General features: G+C 67.5%; 25 protein-coding genes and 1 riboswitch. Of the genes, 6 read left to right on the top strand and 19 right to left on the bottom strand.

The window, feature by feature from the left end:
• Window position 1 precedes the first annotated feature (1 nt).
• A complete protein-coding gene (locus D9601_RS20125) occupies window positions 2-115 on the top strand; it encodes a type II toxin-antitoxin system YoeB family toxin (RefSeq protein WP_332837994.1) in 114 nt (37 codons plus the stop codon).
• On the opposite strand, the gene D9601_RS10205 is transcribed toward D9601_RS20125, so the two are convergent.
• From D9601_RS10205 to D9601_RS10160, 10 genes are all read right to left on the bottom strand, one after another.
• Window positions 106-681 carry a DUF2199 domain-containing protein gene (locus D9601_RS10205; RefSeq protein WP_198353889.1) on the bottom strand — a complete coding sequence of 192 codons (576 nt, stop codon included), beginning with the start codon at window positions 679-681 and terminating at the stop codon, window positions 106-108. The two genes, D9601_RS20125 and D9601_RS10205, sit on opposite strands and share 10 nt — an antisense overlap.
• The gene (gene thiC, locus D9601_RS10200; RefSeq protein ID WP_198353888.1) at window positions 681-2528 is read right to left on the bottom strand and encodes a phosphomethylpyrimidine synthase ThiC; all 1848 of its coding nucleotides are present in this window, start codon (window positions 2526-2528) and stop codon (window positions 681-683) included. The genes D9601_RS10205 and thiC overlap by 1 nt, the downstream gene beginning before the upstream one ends.
• A gap of 63 nt (window positions 2529-2591) precedes the next feature.
• Window positions 2592-2699, bottom strand: a riboswitch (TPP riboswitch).
• 88 nt (window positions 2700-2787) lie between these two features.
• Window positions 2788-3765, bottom strand: a complete 978-nt coding sequence (locus tag D9601_RS10195) for a ferritin-like domain-containing protein (protein ID WP_198353887.1) — start codon at window positions 3763-3765, stop codon at window positions 2788-2790.
• Window positions 3766-3790: 25 nt separating this feature from the next.
• Window positions 3791-4804, bottom strand: coding sequence for a ferritin-like domain-containing protein (locus tag D9601_RS10190; protein WP_198354451.1), 1014 nt, complete (start codon window positions 4802-4804; stop codon window positions 3791-3793).
• A gap of 400 nt (window positions 4805-5204) precedes the next feature.
• A complete protein-coding gene (locus tag D9601_RS10185) occupies window positions 5205-6089 on the bottom strand; it encodes a MipA/OmpV family protein (RefSeq protein ID WP_198353886.1) in 885 nt (294 codons plus the stop codon).
• Between the two features lie 67 nt (window positions 6090-6156).
• A complete protein-coding gene (locus D9601_RS10180) occupies window positions 6157-6582 on the bottom strand; it encodes a DUF2141 domain-containing protein (protein ID WP_198353885.1) in 426 nt (141 codons plus the stop codon).
• On the bottom strand, window positions 6512-7339 hold the full coding sequence (locus D9601_RS10175; RefSeq protein WP_198353884.1) for a sterol desaturase family protein: 828 nt from the start codon (window positions 7337-7339) through the stop codon (window positions 6512-6514). Before D9601_RS10175 ends, D9601_RS10180 begins: the two co-directional genes overlap by 71 nt.
• A 98-nt stretch (window positions 7340-7437) precedes the next feature.
• Window positions 7438-7950 (bottom strand): GNAT family N-acetyltransferase, encoded by a 513-nt coding sequence (locus D9601_RS10170; protein WP_198353883.1) that lies wholly within the window; start codon window positions 7948-7950, stop codon window positions 7438-7440.
• Between the two features lie 114 nt (window positions 7951-8064).
• Entirely contained in the window at window positions 8065-8409 is a 345-nt protein-coding gene (gene rpoZ, locus D9601_RS10165) for a DNA-directed RNA polymerase subunit omega (protein ID WP_198353882.1), read from the bottom strand.
• 79 nt (window positions 8410-8488) lie between these two features.
• Entirely contained in the window at window positions 8489-8974 is a 486-nt protein-coding gene (locus D9601_RS10160; RefSeq protein ID WP_198353881.1) for a hypothetical protein, read from the bottom strand.
• Between the two features lie 38 nt (window positions 8975-9012).
• Between D9601_RS10160 and D9601_RS10155 the strand changes: the two genes are divergently transcribed.
• On the top strand, window positions 9013-10194 hold the full coding sequence (locus D9601_RS10155) for a phospholipase D-like domain-containing protein (RefSeq protein ID WP_198353880.1): 1182 nt from the start codon (window positions 9013-9015) through the stop codon (window positions 10192-10194).
• 6 nt (window positions 10195-10200) lie between these two features.
• Here D9601_RS10155 and D9601_RS10150 read toward each other — a convergent pair whose 3' ends face one another.
• Together D9601_RS10150 and D9601_RS10145 are read right to left on the bottom strand one after the other, a co-directional pair.
• Complete coding sequence (locus D9601_RS10150; RefSeq protein WP_198353879.1) at window positions 10201-10686, bottom strand: MarR family winged helix-turn-helix transcriptional regulator; 486 nt, start codon at window positions 10684-10686, stop codon at window positions 10201-10203.
• A 67-nt stretch (window positions 10687-10753) separates the two neighbouring features.
• On the bottom strand, window positions 10754-11368 hold the full coding sequence (locus tag D9601_RS10145) for a class I SAM-dependent methyltransferase (protein ID WP_198353878.1): 615 nt from the start codon (window positions 11366-11368) through the stop codon (window positions 10754-10756).
• A 134-nt stretch (window positions 11369-11502) separates the two neighbouring features.
• Between D9601_RS10145 and D9601_RS10140 the strand changes: the two genes are divergently transcribed.
• A complete protein-coding gene (locus tag D9601_RS10140) occupies window positions 11503-11871 on the top strand; it encodes an antibiotic biosynthesis monooxygenase family protein (protein WP_443024725.1) in 369 nt (122 codons plus the stop codon).
• Here D9601_RS10140 and D9601_RS10135 read toward each other — a convergent pair.
• Window positions 11868-14141 (bottom strand): CDC48 family AAA ATPase, encoded by a 2274-nt coding sequence (locus D9601_RS10135; RefSeq protein ID WP_198353877.1) that lies wholly within the window; start codon window positions 14139-14141, stop codon window positions 11868-11870. The two genes, D9601_RS10140 and D9601_RS10135, sit on opposite strands and share 4 nt — an antisense overlap.
• 299 nt (window positions 14142-14440) lie before the next feature.
• Here D9601_RS10135 and D9601_RS10130 point away from each other — a divergent pair, with 299 nt between their 5' ends.
• Window positions 14441-15325, top strand: a complete 885-nt coding sequence (locus D9601_RS10130) for a LysR family transcriptional regulator (RefSeq protein WP_198353876.1) — start codon at window positions 14441-14443, stop codon at window positions 15323-15325.
• 167 nt (window positions 15326-15492) lie between these two features.
• On the opposite strand, the gene D9601_RS10125 is transcribed toward D9601_RS10130, so the two are convergent.
• The gene (locus D9601_RS10125) at window positions 15493-15954 is read right to left on the bottom strand and encodes a peptidylprolyl isomerase (RefSeq protein ID WP_198353875.1); all 462 of its coding nucleotides are present in this window, start codon (window positions 15952-15954) and stop codon (window positions 15493-15495) included.
• A 109-nt stretch (window positions 15955-16063) separates the two neighbouring features.
• Between D9601_RS10125 and mgtE the strand changes: the two genes are divergently transcribed.
• Window positions 16064-17470: a magnesium transporter gene (gene mgtE / locus D9601_RS10120; protein WP_198353874.1), complete on the top strand. Its 1407-nt coding sequence runs from the start codon at window positions 16064-16066 to the stop codon at window positions 17468-17470.
• A gap of 81 nt (window positions 17471-17551) precedes the next feature.
• Window positions 17552-17956 carry a DUF1489 family protein gene (locus tag D9601_RS10115; protein ID WP_198353873.1) on the top strand — a complete coding sequence of 135 codons (405 nt, stop codon included), beginning with the start codon at window positions 17552-17554 and terminating at the stop codon, window positions 17954-17956.
• 28 nt (window positions 17957-17984) lie between these two features.
• On the opposite strand, the gene D9601_RS10110 is transcribed toward D9601_RS10115, so the two are convergent.
• The 5 genes from D9601_RS10110 to fdxA form a co-directional block, all read right to left on the bottom strand.
• Window positions 17985-18683: a GIN domain-containing protein gene (locus D9601_RS10110; protein WP_198353872.1), complete on the bottom strand. Its 699-nt coding sequence runs from the start codon at window positions 18681-18683 to the stop codon at window positions 17985-17987.
• A gap of 43 nt (window positions 18684-18726) precedes the next feature.
• Complete coding sequence (locus D9601_RS10105) at window positions 18727-19449, bottom strand: head GIN domain-containing protein (RefSeq protein ID WP_332837968.1); 723 nt, start codon at window positions 19447-19449, stop codon at window positions 18727-18729.
• A gap of 64 nt (window positions 19450-19513) precedes the next feature.
• Window positions 19514-20245, bottom strand: coding sequence for a head GIN domain-containing protein (locus D9601_RS10100; RefSeq protein WP_198353871.1), 732 nt, complete (start codon window positions 20243-20245; stop codon window positions 19514-19516).
• Window positions 20246-20373: 128 nt separating this feature from the next.
• Window positions 20374-20907, bottom strand: a complete 534-nt coding sequence (locus D9601_RS10095) for a CarD family transcriptional regulator (protein WP_198353870.1) — start codon at window positions 20905-20907, stop codon at window positions 20374-20376.
• A gap of 250 nt (window positions 20908-21157) precedes the next feature.
• Window positions 21158-21499, bottom strand: a complete 342-nt coding sequence (gene fdxA, locus D9601_RS10090; protein WP_198353869.1) for a ferredoxin FdxA — start codon at window positions 21497-21499, stop codon at window positions 21158-21160.
• Between the last annotated feature and the right edge of the window lie 30 nt (window positions 21500-21529).

Below are 21529 nucleotides of genomic sequence, written 5' to 3'. Positions count from 1 at the left end.
CATAAAAGGCTGTTGGCCGCGCCGGATTAGTCACGAGCATCGGCTGGTATACCGGATGGCAAGCAGCGGCGACGAACAGGTGCTGCAGGTCGCGCGGTGTCGATATCAGTATTGATTGGCTGGACCGTGACCTTCGGCGGCGTAAATCGCCATAAGCCGTTCCACGGATATGCCCACGTCTTGCGCAATGGACAGGGGGTGCTCGGGATCGTCGAGGACGACTACAGGGCGTTGCCGATCCAATTGCGGATAGACCCAACATCCTATGTTGCGTGTCTCGGGCCAGGTCTTGAGATCGTTGGATAACCATCCCCACCATGGACCGAGATCGCCGGGGCGGGCGTCATCGAAGGCAGCAACATATTTTTCAAAGTTGGTCCGCGAAAGTGTCGACCAAACGCCGTAGCCGAACTTGTTCATGAGCCCTGCCACGGGAAGCTCGAAGACACAGCGAACGAAGAAATCCTCTCCATTGATGACACAGAAGTCGTCGGACAGGAAATCCCCATCAAGACGCAGGGCGCTGTTTGGCTCGCGTGGTTGATCGCCGGGCCAGTGATCGGGAGCATTGCAGGCGAGGTCGAACATACCATCATGTTCGACCTCGCACGTGCGGCATCGAAACGTCAGATCGGACAAGGACTTCGGCGCGAAACGGTTGCGCCTGCCGAACCAGCGCATCACTCCGCCGCCGGCAAATACACCTCCCCGCCCTTCTCCCGGAACGCGTCGCTCATCTTCGCCATCCCCGCCTCGGCCTCCTCGGCCGCGACGAAGCTCTCCACCGGCGCGTTCTGCTTGGCGGCGAAGTCGCGCACTTCCTGCGTGATCTTCATCGAGCAGAATTTCGGCCCGCACATCGAGCAGAAATGCGCGGTCTTGGCGCCTTCCGCGGGCAGCGTCTGGTCGTGATATTGCTCCGCCGTCTCCGGATCGAGGCTTAGGTTGAACTGGTCCCGCCAGCGGAATTCGAAGCGCGCGCGGCTCAGCGCGTCGTCGCGCAGCTTGGCGGCGGGGTGGCCCTTGGCGAGATCGGCGGCATGGGCGGCAAGCTTATACGTCACCACGCCGACCTTGACGTCGTCGCGGTCGGGCAGGCCGAGATGCTCCTTGGGCGTGACGTAGCAGAGCATCGCCGTGCCGTACCAACCGATCATCGCCGCGCCGATGCCGCTGGTGATATGGTCGTAGCCGGGCGCGATGTCGGTGGTCAGCGGCCCGAGCGTGTAGAAAGGCGCTTCGCCGCACGCCTCCAGCTGCTTGTCCATATTCTCCTTGATCTTGTGCATCGGCACGTGGCCGGGGCCCTCGATCATCACCTGCACGTCCTGCTCCCAGGCGCGCTTGGTCAGTTCGCCGAGCGTGTAGAGTTCGGCGAACTGCGCCTCGTCATTGGCGTCGGCGATCGATCCGGGGCGCAGGCCATCGCCGAGCGAATAGGCGATGTCATAGGCCTTCATGATCTCGGTGATCTCGTCGAAGCGCTCGTAGAGGAAGCTCTCCTTGTGGTGCGCCAGGCACCATTTCGCCATGATGCTGCCGCCGCGGCTGACGATGCCGGTAACGCGCTTGGCGGTCAGCGGCACGTAGGGCAGGCGCACGCCGGCATGGATGGTGAAATAGTCGACGCCCTGCTCCGCCTGCTCGATCAGCGTGTCGCGGAAGATCTCCCAGGTCAGGTCCTCGGCGATGCCGCCGACCTTCTCCAGCGCCTGATAGATCGGCACCGTGCCGATCGGCACCGGGCTGTTGCGGATGATCCATTCGCGCGTGTCGTGGATGTTGCGGCCCGTCGACAGGTCCATCACCGTGTCGGCGCCCCAGCGGATCGCCCAGACCAGCTTGTCGACTTCGGTCGCGACGTTGCTGGCGACCGCGCTGTTGCCGATATTGGCGTTGATCTTGACCAGGAAGTTGCGGCCGATCGCCATCGGCTCGGATTCGGGGTGGTTGATGTTGTTGGGGATGATCGCCCGGCCGCGCGCGACCTCGTCGCGGACGAATTCGGGGGTCACGTAATCGGGGATCGCCGCGCCGAAGCTGTTGCCGTCGCGGGCATAGTCGCGGAGCATTTCGCGGCCGAGATTCTCGCGGGTCGCGACATATTCCATCTCGGGCGTGACGATGCCGCGGCGGGCGTAGTGCATCTGGCTGACGTTGGCGCCGGGCTTGGCGCGCAGCGGACGGCGCACGGCATTGGGGAATTGCGGCACGCCGCCCGAACGGTCGGGGCCGAGCTGGCCATTGTCCTCCGGCCTGACCTCGCGCGCGTCGTAGCTCTCGACGTCGCCGCGCGCCTCGATCCACTGGCGGCGCAGCTGCGGCAGGCCGGCCATGATGTCGATGCGGGCGTTGGGATCGGTATAGGCGCCGCTGGTGTCATAGACGCGCAACGGCGGCTCGCCACTCGACGGATCGAGGTGGATCTCGCGCATCGCGACACCCAGCGGGCCGACATGGATCTTCTTGGATCCGCGGATCGGGCCGGTGGTGACGCCGATCTCGGTACGGGCGGGAATGTCGGCCATGGTGCGCATCTCCTTGCTATCGCAAGGAGCGGCTTCGATGCACGCCGGTCCCGCGGACCGGCTCTTCGACATCTGCGCCCTCCCTACGCCGGTGTCAGCCGGATCAGGTTCGGCGGGTCGGAGGCTCCTGCCTCCCTCTCAAGCGCGGATCGGCGCTCCCCCGGGGATGGGGCCTTGTACGCGCGTCGCGGGCACACGCCAAATGAAAAGGGCCGCCCGGTACGGGGGCGGCCCTTCGCATCGTCGCAGCGGTGGCGGATCAGCCGTTGCTGGCCGAGGTGCGGATGTTGCCGTTGATCCCGCTCGGGAAGAAGCCGCCCGAGCTGACCTGCGCCTTGTTGAGGTAGACGATGTTGAGCACCTGGCCGGTCGAACGGCTGAAGGCGATCGCATTACTGTCCGCCGGCGTGATGTTCGCCGTGGTTGCATTGCCGATACCCTGGTCGATGTCGGTGAGGCCATCCAGGCTGTCGCGCGCGTCGCTGATCGCCTGTGTGCTGGAGAAGATCGCGGTGGCGTCGACGCCCTTGCGGTACAGCACCGAGCGGATCAGCCCGGCATGATAGGCCTCCGCCGCCAGGATGCCGGCCGCCGCCTCGAGATAGATCTTGCTGTTGATCAGCGGCGAGGCGCCCTTGTAGGCGGTGACGCCGACGTCCTCGAGCAGGAAGGCGGCGAGCAGGAAGTTGACGTCGTTGGCATAGGGATTGAACGTGTCGTTCGGCCCGGCGAGACCGGCGGCGCGCGCCGCCAGAGTGAAGGCGCCGGTCGAATCGCCGCCGATGTTGATCGACGGCATCGCCACCTGCGCGCCGTTGAGCGCGCTGCGCAGGAAGTTGACGTGCGCCGCCTCGTCCGCTGCGATCTCACGTGCATATTGCGTGACCAGATCGTCGCTGAAGGTCACCTTGGCGCCGCCGGTGACGGTGCCGAGGGTGCCGACGCCGGTCGTCGACGTCGCGGCAAGACCGGTGCCGTACGCGGCATAGCTGTAGAATTGCGCCTCGAGATATTCGAGGTTGAGCGCGAAATTGAGCACGTCGATGTCGGAGGCGGCGCTGGTCGCGGACGGCGTCGGCGTCGGCGTGTTGCCGGTGCTGCTGCCACCGCAGGCGGCGAGCAGCGACAGGCCGCCGGTCGCCGCAGCGGCCCCGCCGGCATAGCGCAGGAAGGTGCGGCGTTCGGCGCGGCGGGCTTCGATCGCATCCAGCACGGCGTTGGTCGAGAAGTCGGTCATTGCGATTACTCCACTATGCCGGTCGTCAGGCCGAAGCCGCGCTGGTCTTGATCGTGCCGTTGACGCCGTTCGGGAAGAACCCGCCCGACGAGACCGCCGCACTGTTGAGATAGACGATGTTGAGCACCTGCGCCGCCGAGCGCGAATAGGTGATGCCGTTGGCGTCGGTGGGCACGATGTTCGACACGTTGAGCGTCGTCGTCGTGCTGTCGGCATTGGTGATCGTCGTCGTCGCGGTGGCGATCCCCTGATCGATGTCGGTGCCGCCGTCGAGGCTGTCGCGCGCGTCGGAGATGCCGCCCGCCCAGGTGATCAGATTGGCGTTCGGCGTCTGGATGCCCTTGCGGTACAGTTCCTGGCGGATCGTCGCGGCATGATAGGCCTCGACCGCGTGGATGCCGGCCGCCGCCTCGATATAGGTCTTGTTGGTGATCAGCGCGATCGAGCCCTTGTAGGCGGTGACCCCGACGTCCTCGAAGATGAACGCGCCGAGCAGGAAATTCTCGACACTGGCATAGGGATCGAAGGTCGCGCCCGACGCGATGATCTTTGCCGCCACCGCCGCCTTGGAAAAGGCGCTGTTGGGGCCGACCGACAGGTCGATCGTCGGCATGGCGACCGCCGACGAGCCGAGCGCCGAGCGCAGGAAGGCGACGTGCGCCGCCTCGTCCGCGGCGATTTCGCGCGCGTAGCGGCCGATGATCGGGTCGGCGAGGCCGCCGGATGTGCCGGCGAAGTCCACCGCCCGCCCGCCGGTCACCGCGCCCTGCGTACCGGTTCCGGTCAGCAGGCTGTTGTCGAGGCCGACGCCGTTAGCGGCGAAGCTGTAGAATTGCGCCTCGAGATATTCGAGGTTGAGCGCGAAGTTGAGCACGTCGGCATCGGTCAGCGTCGTGGTCTGCGCCGCCGCCTCGTTGGCCAGGCCGAGCGTCGCGGCACCCGCCGCGCCGACCGCCACCGCGCCGAGCGCGGACTTGAAGAAGGCGCGCCGTTCCTCGCGCCGCTGGGCCCGGGCGTCGAGCGCCTGGGTCAGATCCATGCTGTCGGTCGTCACTCGGGTTCTCCCCTTCACGCATGACACGGCAATGCGCCGCCGTCGTGCACTGCCGTTCCTGATCGGCGGCGACACGTCAAGCCTGCTGGTCCGTCATGCCGCCGCCCCCCTCCTGCATGGCATGGGTCCTCCCGCCATGGTCGGCGGGAGAACCCATCGGCGCGCGCGACCGACGGAGGGGGGAATGCCGTCGCAGGCTCCGGATGCAGGACGAATGCCGCCGGACCGACGGTGTCGGCCCGGTATTCGCTCTGCATGACGCAAGTACGCATCGGTCCGGGCAAAGGATGCGTGCGGCGACGCCCGTAACGCGACCGGCCGAGCGGTCCCGCGGTGAACCGTGACGGTGCGGCCGACCCGGCGGCAAGCCGTGCCGGCCCTTGGCTTAGAAGGTGTAGGCGAGGCCGACCGCGCCCAGCCACTGGTTCTTCGACCCGGCGATGCGGGTCACCGGACTGTTGCCGAAATCGTTGAGCATCCGGCGATAGGTGCCGCCGGCGACCAGCTTGACGCCGTGCAGCAGATTGCCGGTCAGCGAATAGGTGCCGAGCGCGCCGACGCCCCAGTTCTTCCATCCGCCGCGCGGACTGGAGGTGGTGAAGCCGCTGGCCACGCTCTGTGCCGGCGTGATGCCAAAATAGGTCTGGGCATAGCCGCGCTCCGCCCGCTCGGCGGAGGCGAACAGGCCGACCGCCGCCTTCAGGCTGAGCGGGGTGAAATAATTCACCGTCGGTTGCCAGATGCCGGCATCGTGAACGCCGCTGACGTCGTGGCGATAGCTCACCGACACCGACAATTTGTCGTACGGGCTGGTGATCACGCCGGTCTTGCCGATGCCGACATAGCCGCCGAGCTCGATCGCGGTGTCGAGCTTGCCGAGCGCGCGGATACGCGGATCGTCGATCTGCGACAGCGTGGTGCGGTTGAAATTGACCAGCGCGATCGGGCCGGCCTGGATATCCCACTTCGGCCCCGGCGGGTTGGGGATCAGGTCGACGCTGACCCGATTGCCGGCGAGCGTGAAGGCGAAGCCCTTGACCGAGCCGATCGCCGCCGGCGCGCCGGTCCAGCGATAATGGTTCGAGCCTTCGTAATCGGGCAGATAGACCGCGACGACACCGGCGGTGACCGTGTCGCGATCAAGGTCGATGTCCGCCGCCGGCTGCGTCACCGCCCCGGTATCGGCGGGGGGCAGCTGGGTATCCTGCGCGAAGGCGGGTGTGGACAGCAGGGCGAGAAGCGCCGCGGGCGCGATCAGCAAACGGGACAAGACCCAAACTCCGGTATGTTACGGCCGCGAAACGCCGCGACACACCGGAACGATCCCGTCCTTTTGACTAGAGGATGTAGCGCATCCGTATCTGTTGCCGATCTGCATCACTCGCGATGGTGAAGCGCGCCGCGGCAAAGCGGGGCGCACCGAAGCGGATCGGCGGATTGCGCGAGAAGCCGAAGCCTTCGCGCGGGATGCCGGCGATCGTGTCGAGCTTGGCGTTGCCATTCTCGTCATGGATCACCGCGATCGCATAGCTGCCACGCGGCAGGCCTTCGAAGGTGAGGGCATGGACGCCGGCGGACACCGAACGGGTCACCGCATCGGCATCGTCGACGCAGGCGGGGAAATTGTCGGGGTCCGCGGTCAGGCAGACGCGGATCAACCCCTTGGCGGAGCGGAGCTGATCGACCGCGACATCAAGCCGCGCGACCGGCGCCGCGCCGATCAGGCTCGCCGCCGCCATGGCGCCGCCGATCCGTGCCAGCATCCGACGCGATCGCGTCGCGGCGGCGCGCCGCCTTGGCATGGGCCCGATCGAAATCGCCGACGCCGCGGTCGGTACCGCACAGACGATCCCAGAAGCGGAAGTAGAGACCATAGTTACACCCGTACAACTCGTGGTGACGCTGGTGATGACTTGCCGTGATGAGCCAGCCCCCGAGCGGCCCGCGCCACATGAACTTGGGAAACACTTCCCATCCCATGTGGTTGGTCACCCCCATTACAGTCATGACGCCGAGCACGAAACCCAAAGCGCCGACGTGGATCGGAATCACGAAGACCAGTAGCGGAATTGCCACAGCGCCGGTCACCGCCTCGATCGGGTGGAAGGCCATCGCCGCCCAGGCGGTCGGCGGCCGGCTGTCGTGATGCACCGCATGTGCCATGCGGAACACCGCCGGCCGATGCATCCAGCGATGCGTCCAATAGAACCAGCTGTCGTGCGCGATCAGATAGGCGAGCACCGACACCGGCACGTACCATAAGGGCCGGGCATGCACGTCGCTGTAGATCCGCGTCCAACCATGATGCTGCCAGCCCCAGGCGACGATCCCGGCCGGGATGCCGTAGATCGCCGCGGAGGCGAGGCTCCAGCCGATCTCGCGGCGCATCTGCGTATCGAGGCCATGGTACAGGCCCGGATGCCGCACCCGCGTCGCGGCGGCGAACGCGCCCGAGACGATCAGATACCGGACGCCGACGATCGCCGTCATCGCCAGCGCGGAGAGGAGCAGGACGAGCATGCGCCGCTTCTACAGCAACCGGCCCGACAAGTCGCGTTCGATCGCGAGCCGGCGGGGCCGGAGCAAGGCGCGGCGTCGATCCCCCGCCCTCAGGCGGATCACCGTTCCAGCACGACGACGGTGCGATCGTGATAGGCCGCGTCGCGTATCGGCCGATAGCCGACCCTATCGGCGAGGCGCAGCGAGGCGGCATTGTCGGGTGCGATGATGCACGTCGTCCGGGCGATGCGTCCCGCATCACACCAACCGAGCACCGCGTCGAGCGCCTCGTGCGCCAATCCGCGACCATGGACCTCCGAGGCCATGACCCAGCCCATTTCCGGTACGGCGAGTGGCGGCACGAGGTCGCGACGCGATTCCAGCAACCCGACCTCGCCGATCACCCGGTCGCCGGCGCGGTTCCGCACCACCCACGATCCATAGCCGAACATCGTCCAGGTGCCGACCGACCGGAGCAGGCGGATCCACACCTCTTCGCGCGGTCGCGGACGGCCGCCGATGCCGCCGAACACCGCCGGGTCGAGCCACATCGCCGCCAGCGCATCGAGGTCGTCGCCGCGATGGCCTTCCAGGACCAGACGCGGCGTGTCGAGTCGGGGCGCATGGCTCATGATCGAAATTTGTCCGCTCGGGCCCGATCTGTCGAGGGACGGCGAATAAGAAAAGGGGGCCGCGGCATGCCGCAGCCCCCCTTCGATCAGCCGGCCCGTATGCAGGCGGCGGGATCAGCCGTCGTAATCGGCGCCCAGATTCTGGTTGCGGGGCGGTGCCGCCGCGGTCAGGCGCAGCGCCTCGGCCGAGGCCGACAGCGATCCGATCGCATCCGCCTCGTCCTCGTCGTCGATCTGGACGCGCTGCAGGCTGCCGACCACCGATTCCTCGAGCTGGTCGGGACGCACCGTCTCCTCGGCGATCTCGCGCAGCGCGACCACCGGATTCTTGTCGCGATCGCGGTCGAGCGTCAGCTCGGCGCCGCCCGAAATCTGTCGCGCGCGCTGCGCGGCGAACAGCACGAGATCGAAGCGGTTGGGGACCTTGTCGACGCAATCCTCGACAGTGACGCGCGCCATGGACGCTTTCCTTCGCAAGTTTCGATGATGGAAAGCGTGCCCGTTAGCAGCCTCGCCACGCCAAGTCAAAGTCGCGGTGTCATTCCGCTGGAAAACAGGGCGTCAGCGCGGCGAGACTCTTGTCGACCCAGGCTTCAAGCGGCGTTCCCATGTTGGACTCGACGGTCACGATGCTTGGCATCATTCCCGGGCTTTCATAGTAGTCCGTGGTGACGGAGACCCGGTAATCGACTCCGTCCACTACTGGCGGATAGGGCACCCCCGGTCGCATCGCCTGAGCGAGAGGCAGCGTTCGGACGCTCGCTATGAGCTTGGCGGCCTGAGGACATCGTCGCGAATCCGTATAGAAAATCGTCCGCACGATCCGACCGTCGATGAACCTCTCTCTGATCAAACGCAGCCGGTCATAGCCCTCTGGCGGCGGATCTTTCGGGTCGTAGGCCGTGACGAAGGCGATGTCGTCGCTCCGTCCGGTCAACGCTGGCCGCCGATAGATCGTCAGCCACGGATGGTCGAACGCCGCCGCCTCGGCTACCCCGGCCTGCACCATCATCGCGATCAGCATCGTTGATCTCCCACCCTCGCCTTGCCGGGACCCGCACCATGGCCGATCCGCCCGACGCTCCCGACACCCAGCCAATCTTCACCGTCGACGGCAACCGGCTGACCCTGCTCGACACCGGGCCGCGGCGACTCGACGCGCTGCTCGCGCTGATCGACGGCGCGCGATCCTCGCTGCGCATCCTCTATTACATCTATGCCGACGATGCGACCGGACGGCGGGTCAATGCCGCGCTGATCGCCGCCGCACGGCGCGGCGTACGCGTCGCGTTGATCGTCGACGGCTTCGGCAGCCACGACGATCCCGCCTTCTTCGCGCCGCTACGCGACGTCGGCATTTCGGTCTGCCGCTTCCTGCCGCGCTTCGGCCGTCGCTATCTGTTGCGCAACCACCAGAAGCTCGCGCTCGCCGATGCGGAAGGCAGCGCGCGGATCATCGTCGGCGGCTTCAACGTCGAAGACGATTATTTCGGCACCCCCGCCGATCAGGCGTGGCGCGATCTCGGCCTGCTGGTCGAGGGACCGGCGGCGGCGCGGCTGGCCGGCTATTTCGACGCGCTGCACGACTGGACGCAGCAGGATCGCGGCAAGCTGCGTCACCTCAACCGGGCGCTGGCGCGCTGGAGCGAGACGAGCGGGCCGATCCGCTGGCTGATCGGCGGGCCGACGCGGCGGCTGTCGCCCTGGGCGCGCGCCGTCCGCCACGACATGCGCCATGGCCGGCGCATCGACATCATCGCCGCCTATTTCACCCCGTCGCCGACGATGCTGCGCCGGCTCGACCGCGCCGGGCGCCGCCAGGCGACGGTGCGGATCGTCACCGCCGCCAAGTCGGACAATCAGGCGACGATCGCCGCGGCGCGCTTCACCTACGCCGGCCTGCTGCGCAAACAGGTCGCGATCTACGAATATCAGCCGACCAAATTGCACACCAAACTCTACGTCATCGACGACGCGGTCTATGTCGGCTCCGCCAATTTCGACATGCGCAGCCTGTTCATCAACCTCGAACTGATGCTCCGGATCGAGGATGCGGCTTTTGCCGACCATGTCCGGGGCTATGTCGACGGCGAGGTCGCGCGGTCCGAGGCGATCACCCCCGACCGTTATCGCGCTGCGACCGGCTGGTTCCAGCGGCTGCGCCAGTTCGGCGCCTATCTGTTGATCGCGGTGGTCGATCCGTCGCTGTCGCGCGGCCTCAATTTCGGCATCGACGAGGACTGACCCGCCTCACTGCCCCAGCGCGGCGACCTCCGCCCGCTCGGCCTCGGGGATCAGCGCTTCCAGCACCGTCCAATAGCCGGTCACCGCCTCGCGGCCGGCGGCGGCATAGGCCTCGGCCATCCGGTCGCGCTGTTCGGCGTAGAGCTCCGCCTCCAGCGCCTCGCCCGCCGGGGTCAGCCACAGCAGCCGGCTGCGCCGGTCCTGCTCGTCCTGCCGCAAGTCGACCAGCCCGCGATCCAGCAGGTCGCGCATCACGCGGCTCAGCGACTGTTTGGTGATGCCGAGCAGCGCCAGCAGGTCGCGCACGCTGATCTCCGGCCGCCGCCCGACGAAATAGAGCATGCGATGGTGGGCGCGACCAAGCCCGCGTTCGGCGAGCTTGCAATCCGCCGCACGTACGAAGCGCGCGTGCGCGATCATCATCAATTCCATGCCGCGCCGGATCGCGGCGTCGTGCAGGAACAAGGCGGGCCGTTCGACAAGTCCATCCATAACGGACGGATAACACTGATCTAGGGCAGAATGAAATCCAGCAATACTGACGGAAAAAAGGACCGGATCAGCCCTTCCACGCCCAATACAATTGCGCCGGCGGCACGTTCCACCATTCCATATCGTGATCGATGTTGGCGAAATGGGGGGTCAGGAAGTCCTTCACCTTGGGCGAGAACTGATAGACCAGGAAGGCGCCGCCGGTGCGGATCACGCGCTGCGTCGCCGCCGCAATCGCCGGGCCGACGCCGGCCGGCAGGGTCGAGAAGGGCAAGCCCGACAGCACATAGTCCGCCTGCTCATGGCCGTGGTCCCGGACGATCCGCTCCACGTCCGCCGCCGAACCGTGCACCGCGACGAAGCGGGAATCGGTAATCGTATGGTCCAGATAGCGGATGAAGTCGGCATTGGTGTCGATCGCGATCAGCATCGCGTCGGGCGCCATCCGCTCCAGGATCGGGCGGCAGAAGGTGCCGACGCCGGGGCCGTATTCGACGAACAGCTTGCATGCCGACCAGTCGACCGGGCCCAGCATCTTGCGGATCAGCCGGTCCGACGACGGGATGATCGATCCGACCATCACCGGATGCTTCAGGAAGCCCTGGAAGAACATCGTCACGGGACTGGGAACACCCGCCGGGCGGGTACGCGAGCGCCGGGCGGCGGTGATCGGACTGTTCATCGGCTTCCTTGGTCTCGTAGAAGGTCCCGGGCGACGCGGGCGAGGCGAAACCTTCCGTTGCCACGAATTTGAAACACGTTGCAAGACCACAGGTTGCGCCGGGCTCAACCGCGGCGTCGCCCGATCGAGGGGAAATGATGATGGACGAGCGGCGGGGGCAGGTCGCGGTGATCTTCGTATCGCGCCGCAACGGCCTGGACGAACAGGGTTATCGTCTGGCCGCCGAGAGGATGGAGACGCTCGCCGCGGCGCAGCCCGGCTATCGCGGCGTCGACGGCGTGCGCGACGCCGCCGGTCACGGCATCACGGTCAGTTATTGGGCGGACGAGGCGGCGGCGATCGCCTGGCGCGACCATCCCGATCATGTGGCGACGCGCGCGGCGGGGCGGCAGCGCTGGTATGACGATTATACCGTCACCGTCGCCACCGTGACGCGCAGCTATCGCGGACCGGCGATCGCCCGCCATGCCCTCCCGGCCGGGGAGGGCGGCAGCGACCTTTAGCCGTCCTTGCGCTGCGGAAAGGCGAAGCCGATCGGCTGGATCGCGGCGGCATCCTGCTTGATGCGCGCGGCGATCTCGGCATAATCCTTTTCCATCTCCGGCGTCACGCTCGCCCGCGCCTCGCCCAGCGCCTCCTCGAAGTCGCCCTGATACACCTCGTGCGCGTTGACCGAGCGGCGCAGCGCGATCAGGCCGGCGCGGCGCACGACGTCCTCCAGATCGGCGCCGGTGAACCGATCGGTCCGTGCCGCGATCGCGTCGAGGTCGACGTCGCCGGCCAGCGGCATCTTCTGCGTCTGGATTTCGAGGATGCGCCGCCGCCCGTCCTGCGACGGCACGCCGACATAGATCAGCTCGTCGAACCGCCCCGGCCGCAGCAGCGCGGGATCGACCAGGTTCGGGCGATTGGTCGCGCCGATCACCACCACCGACTGCAGCTCCTCGAGCCCGTCCATCTCGGCGAGGATCGTGTTGACCACGCGCTCGGTCACCTGCGGTTCGCCGAGCCCGCCGCCACGCGCTGGCACCAGCGAATCGAGCTCGTCGATGAAGATCACCGTCGGTGCGACCTGCCGCGCGCGCTGGAACAGGCGGGCGATCTGCTGCTCGCTCTCGCCATACCATTTGGACAATAGGTCGCTCGACTTGGTGGCGATGAAATTCGCCTCCGCCTCGCGCGCCACCGCCTTGGCAAGCAGCGTCTTGCCGGTGCCCGGCGGCCCGTAGAGCAGGAAGCCCTTGGCCGGACGGATGCCGAGGCGGCGGAACGCGTCGGGATTCTTGAGCGGCAGCTCGACGCCTTCCTTCAGCCGCTCCTGCGCCTTGTCGAGGCCGCCGACATCCTCCCAGCGGACGCGCGGTGCCTCGACCATCACCTCGCGCATCGCGCTCGGCTGGACGCGCTTCAGCGCCTCGAGGAAATCCTCGCGCGTCACCGACAGCGTATCGAGCACCTCGGCCGGGATCGTCCGCTCCTCGAGGTTCAGGCGCGGCATGATCCGCCGCACCGCCTCGATCGCCGCCTCGCGGGTCAGCGCGGCGAGGTCGGCACCGACGAAGCCATAGGTGGTGCGCGCCAGTTCGGCGAGGTCGACCTTGTCGCCGAGCGGCATGCCCCGGGTGTGGATGCCGAGGATCTCGCGCCGGCCGCGCTCGTCCGGCACGCCGACCACGATCTCGCGGTCGAACCGGCCCGGCCGACGCAGCGCCTCGTCGATCGCCTCGGGCCGGTTGGTCGCCGCGATCACCACCAGATTGGCGCGCGCCTCCAGTCCGTCCATCAGCGTCAGCAGCTGCGCGACGACCCGCTTCTCCGCCTCGCCCTGCACATTGCCGCGCTTGGGCGCGATCGAATCGATCTCGTCGATGAAGACGATCGACGGCGCGCTCTTGGCCGCCTCCTCGAAGATCTCGCGCAGCCGCCCTTCCGACTCGCCATAGGCCGAACCCATGATCTCCGGCCCGTTGATCAGGAAGAATTGCGCGTCCGATTCGTTGGCGACGGCGCGGGCAAGGCGCGTCTTGCCGGTGCCCGGCGGGCCGTAGAGCAACAGGCCCTTGGGCGGCTCGACGCCCAGCCGCTCGAACAATTCGGGGTAGCGCAGCGGCAACTCGACCATCTCGCGCAGCTGATCGATGGTCGACGCCATGCCGCCGATATCGTCATAGGTGACGTCGGCGCGGCGGGCGTCGCGCGGCTCCTCATATTCGGGCCGCAGCTCGATTTCGGTATTCTCGTCGATATGGACGACACCCTTGGGGCTCGCCGATACGACGCTCAGCCGGATCTCCTGCAGCGCATAGGCCGGGGCGTTCATGAACTGCTGGATGCCCGGCGGCATGTTGGTGACGCGCTGCTGTCCGGCGGTGGCGACGATGTCGCCTTGGCACAGCGGCCGGCCGAAGAAGGTGCGCTTCAGCGCGGTGGTCGATCCCTGCAGCCGCAGATTCTGCTGCGCTGGCGCGAAGACGACGCGCGTCGCGGGCTTTGACTCGGCCTTGCGCACCTCGACGAAATCACCCGCGCCGACGCCGGCATTGGCGCGCTGCAGACCGTCGATGCGCAACACGTCGATCCCCTCGTCCTCCGGATAGGGACCGACCGCGCGCGCCGGCGTCGACTGTTTGCCGACGATCTCGATCACGTCGCCTTCGCCGATGCCCAGCGCCGCCATCAAGCTGCGCGGCACATGCGCGAGACCCCGGCCCGAATCCTCGGGGCGGCTGTTCGCCACCTGGATCTTGCGCTGGAGGGTTTCGGCGTCGGCCATGAGCAGTCCTTTGTCTCGCGAGCGGTTCGAAGCGCGCGAGGTAGGAAGCCGGTTCCGCGGATGCGAGCCCCCGCGTGCTCGCCGCGAACCGCGGCCCGCAGGCGTGTCGGACAAAAAAAGGGCCGCGTCCCGAAGGAGCGGCCCGTGAAAGTTTTAGGAGAGGATGCCTGAAAGGCCCGCTCCGTTTGCCGTCCGTGTGCTCATGTTGCAAGTGCGAAGAAAGCCGCTTATGATTGCATCTGTTGCAATCGCGGTTAGCAAAGTGTTGCTACGCCGCGGCCGGGAGGATGTCGGAAGGAATGCGCAGGCTGCCGCCACTGGGGGCGATCGAAGCCTTCGTTCAGGTTTCGCGGCTCGGTTCGGTCAAGGCCGCAGCCGCCGAACTGGCCTTGTCCGCACCGGCGCTCAGCCGCCGCGTCCAGTCGCTCGAGCGGTTCGTCGACCGCCCTTTGTTCGAACGGCGCCACCAGGCGATGGTCCTCAACACGGACGGCGAACGGTTGCTTGGACAGCTTGCACCGCTGCTCGATGCCCTGTCGGACGCGGTCGAGACGCTGACCGGCACCACGGAGGTGCTGCGCCTGCGCCTGGGCGTGCTGCCGCTCTATGCGTCGCAGCGGCTGTTCCCGCACCTCGGCGGCTTGCGCGCGGCGCATCCGGAACTGCATCTCGACATCGACACCGCAGGTCATGGCATCGCGCGTCTCGGCGAAGGGCTCGACGCAGTGATCGCGCTGGCGCGGGAGATCGATCCCTCGCTCTATGCCAAGCGGCTCGATCGCAATTCCGTCTATGTGATCGGCGCGCGGACCTTGCTCGACGGCCCGAATCCCGTCACCCGGCCGGAACAGCTCGCCCGGCTGACCGCGCTGATCCATCGCGAGATGCCGGAGACGATCTCCGCCTGGCGGGACGCGATCGGCATTTCCGATGTCGAACCGCTCGCCACCGACTATTTCGATTCGGGCGTGCTGATGCTGGAGGCGGCGGCGCAGGGGCTGGGCGTCGCCTTCATGCACGAAAGCCATTTCCGCAACGCCAACGACCCGCGGCTCGTCCGGCTGTTCGATATCGAGGTCGACAGCCCCTACAGCCATTGGTTCGTCTGCCGCCCCCGCGCCTTGCAACAGCGGCCGGTGCGGCTGTTCCACGATTGGCTGATCCGCACGCTGGGGGTGGAATAGCGGCTGATTACGCCCCGTTCGTCATGCCGGACTTGTTCCGGCATCCACCGTTCCGCGCAGTGACGAGCCCGCGTTTCTTGTGGAACAGTGGACCCCGGAACCAGTCCGGGGTGACGAAGGAAGCTCGGCAGCGTGATTTCAAGCGTTCGATGTGACCATCGAACCGCTTATTCCGCGCGCGCCTTGACGATCTTGCCCGGGTTCGCGGGCGGCTCGCCCTTGGGCAGCGCGTCGATCAGCTCCATGCCGTCGGTCACTTCGCCCCAGACGGTATATTGGCCGTCGAGGAAGCGCGCGTCGTCGAAGCAGATGAAGAACTGGCTGTTCGCCGAATTGGGATCCATCGTCCGCGCCATCGAGCAGACGCCGCGCATGTGCGGCTCCTTGTTGAACTCCTGCTTCAGATTGGGCTTGCTCGACCCGCCGGTGCCGTCGCCGCGGCCGCCGTCGCCGCCCTGCGCCATGAAGCCGGGGATGACGCGGTGGAAGGGCACGCCGTCGTAGAAGCCCTCATTGGCCAGTTCCGCGATGCGCTGCACGTGGTTCGGCGCCAGGTCGGGGCGCAGGCGGATCGTCACGTCGCCGCCGTCGAGGGTCAGCGTCAGCGTCTGGTAGTCGGTGTCGGCCATGATCGGCTCCTCTTGTTGGTGGCGGGGAGGTAGTGTCGCTTCTGCCCGCTGGCAAATCGGATACGGCAGGGTTAAGGGCGGCGACGGCGCGAACCGGAGGGAGGCGGCGATGAGCGAGCACGAACTTCCCGAGGTGGTCGACGAGGACGGCGAGACCGAACTCGACGAGGACGACCGGCTGCGCCCCGAATTCGTCGATGCGGTGCTCGACGCGGTGCGCGACCACAATGACGAGGAAGCGCGCGACCTCGTCGAGCCGCTCCACCCCGCCGACCTCGCCGACCTGTTCGAGATCGTGCCGGAGGAGGATCGCGGTCCCCTCGCCCGCGCGGTGGCCGACCAGCTGAACGGCGACGTCTTCGCGGAGATGAACGATTACGTCCGCGAGACGCTGATCGACGCGCTCGAGCCGCATCAGGTCGCGGACATCGCCAGCGCGCTCGATACCGACGACGCGGTCGCGATCATCGAGGACATGGACGAGGACGAGCAGCGCGCGGTGCTGCGCGCGCTCGATCCCGACGATCGCGCCGCGATCGAAGAGGCGCTGTCCTATCCGGAGGAATCCGCCGGTCGCCTGATGCAGCGCGAGCTGATCGCGGTGCCGGAGCATTGGACCGTCGGCGACGTCATCGACTTCCTGCGCAGCCACGAAGAGCTGACGACGGATTTCTGGGAGATCTTCGTCGTCGATGCCGGCCACCATCCGGTCGGCACCTGCCAATTGTCGTGGATCCTGCGCACGCCGCGCGGCATCGCCATGTCCGACGTGATGAAGCGCGAACAGACGCTGATCCCGGTCGACATGGACCAGGAAGAGGTCGCGCTCCGCTTCCAGAAATATGCGCTGATCTCCGCCGCCGTGGTCGACGACGACGAGCGGCTGGTCGGCATGATCACCGTCGACGACATCGTCCACATCATCCAGCAGGAAGCCGGCGAGGACGCGCTGCGCCTGTCGGGTGCGGGCGAAGGCGACATCAACGAGCCGATCCGGCTGACCGTGCGTAGCCGGATCTCGTGGCTGGTGGTCAACCTCGGCGCGACGATCCTGTCCGCCTCGGTGGTCAAATTGTTCGAGGGCGAGATCGGCCGCTTCGCGCTGCTCGCCGTGCTGATGCCGATCGTCTCCGCGCTCGGCGGCAATGCCGGCACCCAGACGCTGGCCGTGGTGGTGCGCGCGCTCGCCACCAACCAGCTGACCAGTTCCAACACGTTGCGTATGCTGTTCCGCGAATTCCGCATCGCCCTGTGCAACGGCGGCGCGCTCGGCATGGTCGGCGCGGTCGGCAGCTACGTCATCTTCGGCAATGTGCAACTGTCGCTGGTCTTCGCACTGGCGATGATGATCAACAGCCTCGTCGCCGGGCTGGTCGGCGTGATCGTGCCGGTCGCGCTCGACAAGGCGAACGTCGATCCCGCCGTGTCGAGCGCGGTGTTCGTGACCACCGCGACCGACGTGATGGGCTTCTTCTCGTTCCTCGGCCTCGCCACCCTATGGGGCCTGGGCGGCTAAGCCGCGACGCCGGCCTCGACTGGTTTCCGAACTGGCGCAGCGGCTTGCCAGCCCCCGTTCGCCGCCCCACATCCGCCCGTCATGGCCCTTCACCTCACCAAGGTCGCGTTCGGCGCGGCGAGCGTCGACCATCTCGCCGAACGATTGAGCCTGCGCGCGCAGGACGGCCCCGTCGTCCTGACCACGCGCTACCTGCCCAAGCGACACGAGGAGGTGGCGGGCCAGGGCTCGCTGTTCTGGATCCTCAAGCATCAGCTCGTCGCGCGCTCGCCGATCCTCGGCTTTGGCGAGGCAGAGGGCGGCCGCGTCGCGATCCACATCGATCCGGCGCTGGTGCTGGTGCAGTCCCGCCCCAAGCGCGCGCACCAGGGCTGGCGCTATCTGGAAGCCGCCGACGCCCCCGCCGACCTCGGCGGCGACGCGACCGGGCTGGCTGCCCTGCCCCCGGCATTGGTCGGCAAGCTGGCCGAACTCGCGCTGATCTGACTGGCTGCCAGCCCGATCGGATACCGGCCTAGTCGCCGGTCCCGCATTGGACGGTGCCCGACGGCTGACCGACCAGCCGGCACTTCGGCTTGCCTGCGACGGTCACGCTGCCCAGTCCGGCGTTCGACACTTGGGCCGAATAGCGCGCGCGCGCGGCGATCTGACCGAGCCCCTGATGGGTCGCGATCAGGTCGCCGACGTCGAGCTTCGCCGCGTCGATCGCGCCCGCCCCGCTCGCGGTCAGCCGGGCGGCGCCGGCGCGCCCGGCAAGCGCGATCCGCCCGTCGCCGACCAGTTGCGCGTTGAGCTGGTCGGCCTGCACCGCATCGACGCTCAGTGCACCGCCGCCGCCGACCGCCAGTTCGACCCGCGGCCCCTGCATCCGCGTCACCGTCACCTCCGCACCGCCGGCGACCGATGCGGCGATCAGCGCCGGCGTCGACAGCGTGATCGTCACCGGCGCCGACGCCGCCGTGCCGCGCTCGCCCCATTGATTCAGGCTGGTGCGCCGGATCACCAGCGTGCCGCCCTCGGCGCGCAGGTCGACGCCATTGCCATCGTCGCCCGCGATCGCTGCCGCCGGCGAGGCGCCGGTGGTGATCGCCACCCGATACGCCCCCTCGATCCGTACCCGGTCGAAGCTGCCGACGCCGATCCGCCGCGTCTCGGCGGCGGCCGGGGCCAGCGCGAGAACGATCAGGGCGAGTGCGGCGAGCGGACGGATCATATCACCTGCCTCGCACCCAGACCGCATTCGGGCAAGGCCCCGATCAGCGACCGCAGCGGACCTCGCCCGAACCCTTTTTGTCGATCTGGCAGCGCGCCGCGGCACCCAGGTCGACGTCGCCCGATCCGCTCAAGGTGACGCGCGCCTCACCCGTCACCGCGGCGCGGACGTCGCCCGATCCACGTAGCGCGACCTCCGCCCGCTGCGCCTTCAGCCCGGCGGCGTCGAAGGCGCCCGAGCCGGCCACGGAAACCGTGAGCTGCTGCACTGCGCCGGCGGCATGGATGTCGCCCGACCCGCGGATATCCACCTCGGCGCGGTTGCTGGTCAGCGCGGCGATGTCGAGGTCACCCGATCCCTTGATGTCGGCGGTGAAGCTGCCGCCCTCGATCCTGTCGACCGTCATCGTCCCCGATCCGCTCAGCGTCGCGGCGGTCAGTCGCGGCATCGTCACGAAGACCTTGGCGCCCTTGTTGCCCCAGCTGATCAGCGCCCGCTCGTGCCGGTCGATGCGCAACGTGTCGCCGTCGCGCACGATACGCAGGCTGTCGAGCTCCTTGGCCGGCCCTTCCGCGCGCACCGAGAAGCCGGTGCCGACCCGCACGTCGACATCGTCGGCGCCCGCCAGGTCGATGCCGCTGAAATCGGTGACCGTATAGGTGCGCGTCGTGCCGCCGCCGCTCGCCGCGACCTCGTCACCGCCGTGCCGGTCCTTGGAACAGCCGGCCAGCGCACCCACCAGCATCAGGATCGCGATCGTCCGCACGTTTCATCTCCCCATGTGTATTGCAACAATAATACACATGGGGAGGATCGGCAAGCGCAACCGGTCAGCCGCCGCAGCGTACCTTGCCGCTGCCCATCTTGCTGACGTCGCACCGGGATTGCGGCCCCAGGTCGACACTGCCGCTGCCGACCATCGACACGTCCGCGTTGCCGGCGACGGTGGCACGGATACTGCCTGAACCCGCCATCGACACGCTGGCGCGGGCGGCGCGCAGGTTCGGCGCGGCGATGTTGCCCGACCCGCCCAGGTTCGCCTCCAGCCGCTCGACCGCGCCCGCCGCATGGACCGACCCCGATCCGCCCAGATTGATCTCGGCGGTGCGGACGCGCAGATCGTTGACGTCGATGTTGCCCGATCCGCCCAGATTGGCTTCGAGCGCATTGCCGCTGACCCGGTCGACCAGCAGGCGGCCCGATCCGCCCAGCGACAGTTTCGCGACGGCCGGCATGGTGACGTGGACGGTGATCTGCCGCTCGAGCGGATCGCTGCGCCGCCCCTCGTAGCGCTGCCCGACGATCAGGTCGCGGCCCTTGCGCTCGACGCGGAAGTTGGCGAACGCCGCCGCCGGCCCCTCCGCGCGCACCGACCAGCCGCTGCCGGTGCGGACGTCGACATTCGCAGCGCCGTCCAGCGCGACGCCGTCGAAATCGCGGGCCTGGTAGACCAACGTGTTGCCCTGCCGCTGCGCCGGCAGGCCGGGGCCGCGATCGCGCTCATAGGCGGCGGCGGCAGTAAGCGGCACCGCCGCGATGAGGAGCAGGGTCAGGCCACGCATCGTCCGAAATCCTCCGTCTGTTATAGCTTCATAATACACAACGGATTACGCCCGTAAACGAAAAAGGCGGCCCTTTTCGGGGCCGCCTTGATCCGTCGGAACGATGTGTGGGAATCGGGTCGGCCGGATCAGGCCGGCACCTTCTCCTTGTTGTAGATCGCGGCGGCGGCGCGAAGGATGTCCAGGATCTTCTCCTGCGCCTTGGGCTCGTCGATCTGCTCCATCGCCGCGAGCTCGCGCGCCAGGCGGCTGCACGCCGCCTCGAAGATCTGGCGCTCCGAATAGCTCTGCTCGGGCTGGTCGTCGGCACGGAACAGGTCGCGCACCACCTCGGCGATCGACGCGAGGTCGCCCGAGTTGATCTTCGCCTCATATTCCTGCGCGCGGCGCGACCACATGGTGCGCTTGACCTTGGGCTTGCCCTTCAGCGTTTCCATCGCCTCGCGCATCGTCTTGTCCGACGACAGCTTGCGCATGCCGACCGACTCGGCCTTGTTGGTCGGAACGCGCAGCGTCATGCGCTCCTTCTCGAAGCGCAGCACGTACAGCTCGAGGCTGCACCCGGCGATCTCCTGCTTCTGCAGCTCGATCACACGGCCGACGCCATGCTTCGGATAAACAACGTAATCACCGACATCGAAGGACAATGCCTTGGCAGCCATGAACGGGCCTTTCCTCAAGTCGCATCGCTCGCAGGAGAAAGCCGCCAGTCCGCGCAGGAACGCGTGGAGCCGAACGGCGCGAGGATGGTTGGTACGAACGTCTCCCGGCGGGCAGCGCGCTATGTCGCGCCCGTCGTGGACCCATTTAACATGTTCGCAACAAAATTACCAGTGGCGATGCGGCAGCGTCGCTGCCCCATCCCCCGGTGGCACATAATTTTCTCGCGGCGACCGCGGGTCGCGGTGCGGGTCAGTCGCCCTTGCCGGGTTCGGGCGAGAAGAACTGGTCGTACTTGCCCTCGACCCCCTTCATCGCATCGGCGTCGGGCGGGGTCTGGTCGAGCTTGCGGGTGACGTTGGGCCATTGCGCGGAGAAGGTGCTGTTGAGTTCCAGCCACTGTTCCAGCCCGCTTTCGGTATCGGGCAGGATCGCCTCCGCCGGGCATTCCGGCTCGCACACGCCGCAGTCGATGCACTCGGACGGGTTGATGACGAGCATGTTCTCGCCCTCGTAGAAACAGTCGACCGGACAGACCTCGACGCAGTCCATATACTTGCAGCGGATGCAGGCATCGGTGACGACGTAGGTCATGGGGACTCCCTCATGCGCCCCAACCCATGG

Origin of the sequence: Sphingomonas sp. MA1305 (assembly GCF_016107325.1) — a bacterium.
In the GTDB taxonomy this organism is placed as follows: Bacteria; Pseudomonadota; Alphaproteobacteria; order Sphingomonadales; family Sphingomonadaceae; genus Sphingomonas.
This window is presented reverse-complemented; position numbering and strand designations above follow the sequence as displayed.

What these genes read in the sequence shown, in the direction of transcription:
- D9601_RS10205 (WP_198353889.1), bottom strand. Translation starts at nt 681, where the DNA reads ATGCGCTGGTTCGGCAGGCGCAACCGTTTCGCGCCGAAGTCCTTGTCC.
- thiC (WP_198353888.1), bottom strand. Translation starts at nt 2,528, where the DNA reads ATGGCCGACATTCCCGCCCGTACCGAGATCGGCGTCACCACCGGCCCG.
- D9601_RS10195 (WP_198353887.1), bottom strand. Translation starts at nt 3,765, where the DNA reads ATGACCGACTTCTCGACCAACGCCGTGCTGGATGCGATCGAAGCCCGC.
- D9601_RS10190 (WP_198354451.1), bottom strand. Translation starts at nt 4,804, where the DNA reads ATGGATCTGACCCAGGCGCTCGACGCCCGGGCCCAGCGGCGCGAGGAA.
- D9601_RS10180 (WP_198353885.1), bottom strand. Translation starts at nt 6,582, where the DNA reads ATGCTGGCACGGATCGGCGGCGCCATGGCGGCGGCGAGCCTGATCGGC.
- D9601_RS10175 (WP_198353884.1), bottom strand. Translation starts at nt 7,339, where the DNA reads ATGCTCGTCCTGCTCCTCTCCGCGCTGGCGATGACGGCGATCGTCGGC.
- D9601_RS10170 (WP_198353883.1), bottom strand. Translation starts at nt 7,950, where the DNA reads ATGAGCCATGCGCCCCGACTCGACACGCCGCGTCTGGTCCTGGAAGGC.
- rpoZ (WP_198353882.1), bottom strand. Translation starts at nt 8,409, where the DNA reads ATGGCGCGCGTCACTGTCGAGGATTGCGTCGACAAGGTCCCCAACCGC.
- D9601_RS10160 (WP_198353881.1), bottom strand. Translation starts at nt 8,974, where the DNA reads ATGCTGATCGCGATGATGGTGCAGGCCGGGGTAGCCGAGGCGGCGGCG.
- D9601_RS10155 (WP_198353880.1), top strand. Translation starts at nt 9,013, where the DNA reads ATGGCCGATCCGCCCGACGCTCCCGACACCCAGCCAATCTTCACCGTC.
- D9601_RS10150 (WP_198353879.1), bottom strand. Translation starts at nt 10,686, where the DNA reads ATGGATGGACTTGTCGAACGGCCCGCCTTGTTCCTGCACGACGCCGCG.
- D9601_RS10145 (WP_198353878.1), bottom strand. Translation starts at nt 11,368, where the DNA reads ATGAACAGTCCGATCACCGCCGCCCGGCGCTCGCGTACCCGCCCGGCG.
- D9601_RS10140 (WP_443024725.1), top strand. Translation starts at nt 11,503, where the DNA reads ATGATGATGGACGAGCGGCGGGGGCAGGTCGCGGTGATCTTCGTATCG.
- D9601_RS10135 (WP_198353877.1), bottom strand. Translation starts at nt 14,141, where the DNA reads ATGGCCGACGCCGAAACCCTCCAGCGCAAGATCCAGGTGGCGAACAGC.
- D9601_RS10130 (WP_198353876.1), top strand. Translation starts at nt 14,441, where the DNA reads ATGCGCAGGCTGCCGCCACTGGGGGCGATCGAAGCCTTCGTTCAGGTT.
- D9601_RS10125 (WP_198353875.1), bottom strand. Translation starts at nt 15,954, where the DNA reads ATGGCCGACACCGACTACCAGACGCTGACGCTGACCCTCGACGGCGGC.
- mgtE (WP_198353874.1), top strand. Translation starts at nt 16,064, where the DNA reads ATGAGCGAGCACGAACTTCCCGAGGTGGTCGACGAGGACGGCGAGACC.
- D9601_RS10115 (WP_198353873.1), top strand. Translation starts at nt 17,552, where the DNA reads ATGGCCCTTCACCTCACCAAGGTCGCGTTCGGCGCGGCGAGCGTCGAC.
- D9601_RS10110 (WP_198353872.1), bottom strand. Translation starts at nt 18,683, where the DNA reads ATGATCCGTCCGCTCGCCGCACTCGCCCTGATCGTTCTCGCGCTGGCC.
- D9601_RS10100 (WP_198353871.1), bottom strand. Translation starts at nt 20,245, where the DNA reads ATGCGTGGCCTGACCCTGCTCCTCATCGCGGCGGTGCCGCTTACTGCC.
- D9601_RS10095 (WP_198353870.1), bottom strand. Translation starts at nt 20,907, where the DNA reads ATGGCTGCCAAGGCATTGTCCTTCGATGTCGGTGATTACGTTGTTTAT.
- fdxA (WP_198353869.1), bottom strand. Translation starts at nt 21,499, where the DNA reads ATGACCTACGTCGTCACCGATGCCTGCATCCGCTGCAAGTATATGGAC.